This is a genomic window from Pseudomonas sp. MF6751, from assembly GCF_016613265.1.
In the GTDB taxonomy this organism is placed as follows: domain Bacteria; phylum Pseudomonadota; class Gammaproteobacteria; order Pseudomonadales; family Pseudomonadaceae; genus Aquipseudomonas; species Aquipseudomonas fluorescens_BV.
The window spans coordinates 73,625-81,195 of sequence record NZ_JAENSV010000022.1 but is presented as its reverse complement, the minus strand read 5'-3'; the positions used below and the strand labels follow the sequence as shown (position 1 = coordinate 81,195).

The following is a 7,571-nucleotide window of genomic DNA, read 5'->3' as shown; positions in this document are numbered from 1 at the left end:
CGTTACCGCAGGAATGGATATGTACACGGTCCAACTGTGTTGACTGTCAGGCCGTCTTCGCAGGCAAGCCAGCTCCCACATTGGATCGCGGGGCATCAGTTATATCTGTGTCGGCTGCCAGGCCGTCGCGGGAGCAAGCTCCCTCGCCACAGATTTAGCGTCGTGCCGAAGTTGTGTAGATACCTATGCTGTGATAGGGCACTATCAAGCGCCACATAATGGTCAGTGTGGCTTGGCCGCCGCCTGCCACAACACTTCCGCAACGCCTTGGCGCTTGGCAATCACCCTGGCCGCCACAAACAGCAAATCCGACAACCGATTGATGTACGCCAACCCCACACCCTCCAGCGGCTCCACCGCATTCAAGTGCTGACAGCGGCGCTCGGCGCTGCGCGCCAGGCTGCGGCACACATGGGCCTGGGCAATCAAGGCTGATCCGCCGGGCAGGATGAAATTCTCAAGCGGCCCGACTTCCTCGTTCCAGCGATCAATCGCTGCTTCCAGCCGATCCACTTCCGCCGCATTCAGCGCCTTGTACACAGGCATCGCCAGTTCACCGCCCAAGTCAAACAGACGGTGCTGGCAAGGCGTGAGCACTTCAATCACGTCCTTCAACGCCGGGTGCTTGCCGCTTTGTTCTTCAAGGTTGGCCAGCAGCAGGCCCAGTTGGCTGTTCAGGGTATCCACCTCGCCAATCGCTTCCACGCGTGGATGGTCCTTGGGCACGCGGCGGCCGTCGCCGAGGCCGGTCTCGCCTTTGTCGCCGGTACGGGTGTAGATCTTCGACAGGCGAAAGCCCATGGTCAGTGCTCCAGTTGGGTAAGTTCAGTGGGGGGCAATTGGCTGCCGGCCAAAGGCAGGCGCAAGGTAAAGCAGGTGCCCTGGCCCAGGGTGGAATGCACCTCCATCTGGCCCTTGTGGTTGTTGGTGATGATGAAGTACGACACCGACAGGCCTAGCCCGGTGCCCTGGCCGATTTCCTTGGTGGTAAAGAAGGGTTCGAACGTGCGCTTGCGCACGTTTTCGCTCATGCCGATGCCGTTGTCTTCTACCTGGATTTCTGCCCACGGCGGGTTCAGACGGGTGCGCAGGATAATGCGCCCAGGTTCGCTGTCGTCTTCACGCAGGTGAATGGCTTGTGCAGCGTTCTTCAACAGGTTGAGCAGCACTTGTTCCAGCTCGTTGGCGGTGCCGGGTACCGGGCCCAGTTGCGGATCGAACTGGCGGATGATCGCCTGGCCCTTGAAGTCGAAACCAATGGTCAGGTCGAAGTCGTTGCCAGCGATTTCCACGGCCTGGTCGATCAGCGCCGGCAAATCGCAGGGCGCCATCTGGCGATTGCTGCGGCGGCTGAAACTGAGCATGTGGGTAACGATTTTCGCGGCACGCGCCCCGGCCTGCTGAATGCCGTCGAGCAATTGAGGGACTTCGCGGCCTTGCAGGTATCGGTTGACCGTCTCCAGCTCGATGCCCACCTGTTCGGCAAGTTCCAGGTTCTTGGGCAGCTCGGGGGACAGGCGCCGGCGAATGTTCTGCACGTTATGCAGGATCGCGCCCAGCGGGTTGTTGATCTCATGGGCCATACCTGCAGCCAGGCCGCCCACGGAGAGCATTTTTTCCGATTGCACCATCATTTCTTCCAGGGACAGGCGCTGGGTGATGTCGTCGATTCGGATTACCACTCCGCGCCCGGCGCCGCCCATCAACGGGTAGAACGTCAGCGCGTAATGCTTGGGCTCGTCGTCCTTGATCCAGGTGACCCGCTCAATCCGCTCCACCGTGTGTTGCTCCACGGTGGCCTTGATCTGTGGCAGGTACGGCTTGAGCGGCTGGAAGGCCAGGAAAACCGGCTGGTTCAGGGCTTCGTCCAGGCGAGTGCCGGATAGGGCGGTGGCTTCCTGGTTCCACTGGGTAACGTAGAGTTGTTCATCCAGGGCGATCAGCGCCGAGGGCATCGAGTCGATAATGCTGTTCAGGTAGTTCTGGAAGCCCGTGAGCTTTTTCTCGATCTTGCTGCGTACCTGGACTTCCAGTTCCAGCTTGCGGTTGGTATGCCGGGTTTCTTCGGCTAGGCCCTGAGCCTGGTCATACGCAGCCTGGGAGTCGTCGCGTGCGCGTTTGAGCTGCTGCTCGCGGGCTTCGATGCGCGACAACATGGTGTTGAACGCTTCGGCCAGGCTGCCGATTTCATCACGGTTGCCACGCCCGGCGCGCAACGCGTAGTTCTCCTCGCGGGTCACCTGGCGGGACAGTTCTTCAAGTTCATGAATCGGCCGTGTGATCAGGCGTTTGATCTGCCGGGCGATGACCAGCCACAACAACACACTGAAAATCAGGATGCCCAGGCTGGCGGTCAGCGTGCCGGTATAGAACGCCATCGGCAGCTCACTGCTGGCCACCAGCAACAAATGCCCCGAAGGCTGAGTGCCACGGGGCAGGGTGATGACCTGGTTGCTGCGAAATTCAGTGAGGCGCCACGCTTCGATATGCCGGTAGTGGTCCGGCAGGTGCAGGCGGTCGCCGTGCTGCATCTGCGCCAGGCGGTTGCCTTCGCCATCGTACAAAGCGGCGGCGCGCAACGGTGAATAGCTGGTCAGCTCATTGAGCAGCGCCTCGGCCTTGGTCGGAGACTCAAGGGCCTCGGCGGCAAGCGCGGGGTTGGACACCAGTCGACCAATGGACTGCAAGGCCTGGGGGGCCATGCTTTCCTGGGAGATCCAGTAGGCGGCGCTGATAAACGTCAGGTTGGCCACCAGCAATACGGTGGTCAACAACACCAGCAGGGCCGCCAGCAGTTTCTGCCCTACCGGTAGATTTTCAAGACGCTGGCGCAGTGGCATCAGGGGTTTCCCAGGTGATAGACAGGTAGGCAGGGTAGCGCGTGCCTCAGTCGCTGGCCAATCCGCGTGCGCGCAGATATTCGACCAGGCGCGCTTGCAACTGTTGCAGGTGCGGCAACACCAATTGATGGCGGGCCGCCGCCTGGCAGGCATAGCCCAGCAGGTAGCTGATCTCGGTACGTCGGTGGTTGACCACGTCCTGGTGCATGGACGAGTAATTGGCCGCCGTGGCCTGGATCACCCGCTGCACTTCGCTGTGCAGGTCCTGTGCGGCAGCAGGCTGGCCGCAGCATTCCAGCAGCTCGGCCAATTCAGCGCACAAGGTTGCCACTTCACACGCGTGGGCTTGCAAGCCGCCGTTGCGGCACTGGTAAAGCACGGTCAGCGGGTTGATGGCGCAATTGAGCGCCAGCTTGCGCCACAGGCGCGTGAGGATATCGCTGGCCCAATCGTGGGGAATGCCTGCCGCCTGCAGGTCGTCCAGCCACAGTGGTGGCGTGGGGTGGCTTGCATCCCCCAGCCAGGTGTAACCATGGCCGGCAAATACCACCCGCCAGTCGCGTTCGCGAAACGCGCCTTCGGTACTTGAGGCATAGATGCAACGGGCCAACGGCACTTGTGCAGCCACTGCGTCCTGGCTGCCAAGGCCGTTTTGCAGCAGGATCAGTTCGGCGTCGGGCGCCAGTCGATGGTGCAACTGGGCGATAGCGCTTTGAGCATCGTAGGCTTTGCACGCGACCAGCAGGCGATGAATCGGCTCCGGGCTGTCAGGCGTTTCACCGACTACCGGGTAAGTCTGTTCCACACCCTGCTCGACCAGGGTCAGCCCTTGGCCGGCTCGATAGTCGGCCAGGCGCGCCTCATTGCGCAGGATCAGCCTGACGGGCACCCCCGCACGTGCCAGCCGCGTGGCCCAGAGGGTGCCCAGGCTGCCGGCGCCAAGAATATGCCAGGGGGTCGACATCAGTGTGTATTCCATAAGGTCGCCAGCGGTGAACGGCGCGAAAGAACCGCTATAATGCCCCGGCATTTTAGCTCGGGCGCGCTCCATCTCTACTGAGCCCGCCCCTTATATTGGAGAAATCACATGCCTTCGTTCGACGTGGTATCTGAACTGGACAAACACGAAGTCACCAACGCCGTCGAGAACGCCGTCAAGGAACTGGACCGTCGCTATGACTTGAAAGGCAAGGGCAGCTTCGAATTCAAGGAAAAGGAACTGACCGTCAACCTGACCGCTGAAGCCGATTTCCAGCTGGAAGCGATGATCGAGATCCTCAAGCTGGCCCTGGTCAAGCGCAAGATCGACGTGCAGTGCCTGGAGGTCAAGGACGCCTACGCCTCAGGCAAACTGATGAAGCAGGAAGCCGTGCTCAAGGAAGGCATCGACAAAGAGCTGGCCAAGAAGATCGTGGCGCACATCAAGGACGCCAAGCTCAAGGTCCAGGCCGCCATCCAGGGCGAGCAGGTTCGCGTCACCGGCAAGAAGCGTGATGACCTGCAAGAGGCTATCGCAGCCCTGCGCGCCAAGACCTTCGACATGCCGCTGCAGTTCAATAACTTCCGCGACTGATGGCACTTTGGGGAACCTGTGGGCACTTTTGACGTCCGACGCCCCAAGCATCATTGCCTACAATTGAGCCCTTCGGGGCTCAATTGCGTTGTCAGGCAGTCAATACAGCCTTATCGCCGCACAATAGGAGAAAGTAGATGGATTTGAACGCTGAAATGGATCACCTGATCAAGACCTCCCAGTCTTGGCTCCCCATGATCATGGAATACGGCAGCCGGGTATTGCTGGCGTTGGTCACCCTGGCCATTGGCTGGTGGCTGATCAATGTTTTGACTCACCGCGTGGGCCGTCTGCTGGCCATGCGTAACGCAGACTTGGCACTGCAACACTTCATCACCAGCCTTGCGAACATCGCGCTCAAAGTCATGCTGGTGGTCAACGTGGCCTCGATGATCGGTGTGGCTACCACCTCGTTCGTGGCGGCGATCGGTGCCGCTACCCTGGCTATCGGCCTGGCCTTGCAAGGCAGCCTGGCGAACTTTGCCGGCGGCGTGCTGATTCTGTTGTTCCGACCGTTCCGTATCGGTGACTGGATCGAAGCCCAGGGTACCTCGGGTACCGTCGACAGCATCCAGATCTTCCACACGGTGCTGCGTACCGGCGACAACAAGACGGTGATCATTCCCAACGGCAGCCTGTCCAACGGTCTTATCACCAACACCAACCGCCAGCCGACCCGCAAGGTTGTGTTTGACGTGGGTGTGGACTATGAGGCGGACCTGCAGAAGGCCCGTGAAGTGCTGCTGGCTTTGGCTGAAGACCCACGTGTACTGAAGGACCCTGCCGCCGTGGCGGTGGTGTCGACCTTGGGCGACAGTTCCATCACTGTCTCCCTGCGTTGCTGGACCAACACCCCGGATTATTGGGATGTGGTGTTTATGCTCAATGAACTGGCGCGTGACCGTTTGAAAGCGGCCGGGATTGATATTCCGTTTCCGCAACGGGTTATTCGGGTGATGCAGGAAAGTGCGCCGAAGTAACTTGGCGTGATGCTATCGAAGTTGGCCGAAAGGTCAGCTTTGAAAAACTAGTTACTTAGCTTGCTAGTTGTTTTGTTGGTTGAAATAAAACTGCAATAAAAAAGCCGCTCCCTGTTTAAACAGAGGAGCGGCTTTTTGTTTAAGGCCGAGGCCTCAAGTCATCGTTGTAATTGAACCGGCAATTACAAGATGTTCAGCGGGTAGTTGGCGATCAGACGCAGCTCGTCGATCGACGGCGAACCGTAGTACACGCCATCACCGGAACGGTAAGTCGCTTGACGCAGGCGCAGGCTCAGGTCTTTTGCCGGGCCGCTCTGGATCACGTACTTGGCTTCGATGTCGCGTTCCCACTCTTTGCCATTCGAGGTGGTGCCCGTATTGGCGCCGCTACCGGTTACATAACGGGTCATGAAGCTCAGGCCCGGAATGCCGAAGGTTGCCATGTTGATGTCATAACGCGCCTGGTAGGACTTTTCGCCTTCGGCGTTGAAGTCGGAACGGGCGATGGAGTTGGCCAGGAACACAGTGCCGCCGCCGTCTACGCCGTAACCGTAGTCGCCGTCACCGGTGACTTTCTGGGCTGCCAGGGTGAAGGTGTGAGCACCGATGGTGTACGCGCCCTGCAAGCTGAAGGCGCGGTTGTCGAGCTTGGTCACGCCATCTTTCTCTGCACGTTGCAGGCCGGCGCCGTCGCTCTTGGTGTCGTAGATGTTGAAGTCCAGGGCGAACGACTGATCATCGCTCAGGGCGTGGGTCCAGTTCAGGTTGCTGTAGTACTTGCGGAAGTAATCTTCGGTTTTCGCGTAGTACAGGCTGCCGGTGACTTCTGGAGTGAAGGCATACACACCGCCGACAAAGTCGGTTTTGGTCAGGCCCAGGCTGTCGTGGTAGGTCTGGTTCTGCGCGACGCTGGAAGTGAAGTGACCGCCTTCAAGCTTCAGGCCCTTGATTTCGTTGCTGGTGATGGAGATACCTTGCGGCAGCTCTGGCAGCAGGCGGCTGTCGTCGGAGGCAAACACTGGGGCTGTGGTGTATTGGTCACCGACTTTCAGCACGGTGTTGGAGATGCGGAACTTGACCGCGCCGCCGCCTTTGGAATAGTCATCTTGCGAGCGACCGTCGGAACCGGTTGGGAACAGGCCGGTGCCGGCGCGGCCCTTGCCGCTGTCGAGCTTGACGCCCATCAGGCCGATCACGTCGACACCGACACCAATGGTGCCTTGGGTGAAGCCCGATTCGTACAGGGCATTGAAGCCCAGGCCGGTTTCTTCAGCACGGCTCTTAGAGCCTGGGCCCGACGGGTTGTTACGGAAGTCACGGCTGAAGTACAGCGCGCGAGTATTGATGCTGAACGTGCTGTCTTCAACAAAGCCCTTGGAATCGTCCTGGGCGGACGCCATTGCGAACTGCGAGGTGCCTGCTGAAACAGCCAGGGCGATCATGCTCCACTTCATCACGCGCATCGTGATTTGCTCCTTTGGTTTTAGGAAGAGTACTGCCGTCCCACCTGTATTTTTATCTGGGCGGCTCTTTCTTTTTGTGTCGGCGCAAAGTTATCTCACGCAGACCCTATTGACGATACTTACTCAATTATCCTTTCAGCTTCTTTACGAGGCTGTCGTAAATCGCTAGATCCATGTCGCAAATTCACAGCCTGAAATGTATCCAGGCTGACAACTTCAATGCTGTTTTCAGACTTCTTTCAAAGTTTGAACGCATCCCTGATACACATTGAAACGCCACTATTTTTATCGCGAAACACCTGTGTCCAAACGGGTGTCGTTGCCGACGATATGGGGGTGAATGCAACAAGCGTGCTCAAACCACTTACCGAATGTCATTTTTTCGTGAAAAGTGTGATGAACCTGTAAAAACCGCATAAGCACGGGGGGTTTACGCCATTTCGGTTGGGCTTGACGCCAGGGTGTTACCCCGGTTCGGTGGTACCTGAATCCTGTACCTGGGTAAAACGTTACCGGTTGACCCTTATCAGTGGGTAATCGGCGGATCCCTTTGAGGCACAGGTGGGTCATTTTGGTGCATCCCGTTGAGGCCCGGCCTAGCGTTGCTCACCTGGGCTATTGCCTCTAAAGGGTGCATTTTTTTGCCTGGTTGCCTCAAGGCCGCCAGCATTGCCCGTGAAGCCTTGGGCATTCGAAGGTATGCTGGGCACCTGTT

At 58.9% G+C, this 7,571-nt stretch carries 6 protein-coding genes; 2 read left to right on the top strand and 4 right to left on the bottom strand.

The window, feature by feature from the left end:
• Positions 1 to 222: 222 nt before the first annotated feature.
• Genes JJD66_RS18290 through JJD66_RS18280 form a run of 3 tightly spaced genes read right to left on the bottom strand, consistent with a single transcriptional unit; the run spans position 223 to position 3,804 of the window.
• The gene (locus tag JJD66_RS18290) at positions 223 to 801 is read right to left on the bottom strand and encodes a cob(I)yrinic acid a,c-diamide adenosyltransferase (protein WP_032895497.1); all 579 of its coding nucleotides are present in this window, start codon (positions 799 to 801) and stop codon (positions 223 to 225) included.
• Positions 802 to 803: 2 nt separating this feature from the next.
• Positions 804 to 2,840, bottom strand: coding sequence for a sensor histidine kinase (locus JJD66_RS18285; protein WP_105228204.1), 2,037 nt, complete (start codon positions 2,838 to 2,840; stop codon positions 804 to 806).
• Between the two features lie 46 nt (positions 2,841 to 2,886).
• Positions 2,887 to 3,804 carry a putative 2-dehydropantoate 2-reductase gene (locus JJD66_RS18280; RefSeq protein ID WP_200648706.1) on the bottom strand — a complete coding sequence of 306 codons (918 nt, stop codon included), beginning with the start codon at positions 3,802 to 3,804 and terminating at the stop codon, positions 2,887 to 2,889.
• A gap of 123 nt (positions 3,805 to 3,927) precedes the next feature.
• Here JJD66_RS18280 and JJD66_RS18275 point away from each other — a divergent pair, with 123 nt between their 5' ends.
• Together JJD66_RS18275 and JJD66_RS18270 are read left to right on the top strand one after the other, a co-directional pair.
• Positions 3,928 to 4,413 carry a YajQ family cyclic di-GMP-binding protein gene (locus tag JJD66_RS18275; protein ID WP_003193880.1) on the top strand — a complete coding sequence of 162 codons (486 nt, stop codon included), beginning with the start codon at positions 3,928 to 3,930 and terminating at the stop codon, positions 4,411 to 4,413.
• 137 nt (positions 4,414 to 4,550) lie between these two features.
• On the top strand, positions 4,551 to 5,393 hold the full coding sequence (locus JJD66_RS18270; RefSeq protein ID WP_058409974.1) for a mechanosensitive ion channel family protein: 843 nt from the start codon (positions 4,551 to 4,553) through the stop codon (positions 5,391 to 5,393).
• A gap of 182 nt (positions 5,394 to 5,575) precedes the next feature.
• On the opposite strand, the gene JJD66_RS18265 is transcribed toward JJD66_RS18270, so the two are convergent.
• Entirely contained in the window at positions 5,576 to 6,856 is a 1,281-nt protein-coding gene (locus JJD66_RS18265; RefSeq protein ID WP_034128586.1) for an OprD family porin, read from the bottom strand.
• Positions 6,857 to 7,571 lie beyond the last annotated feature (715 nt).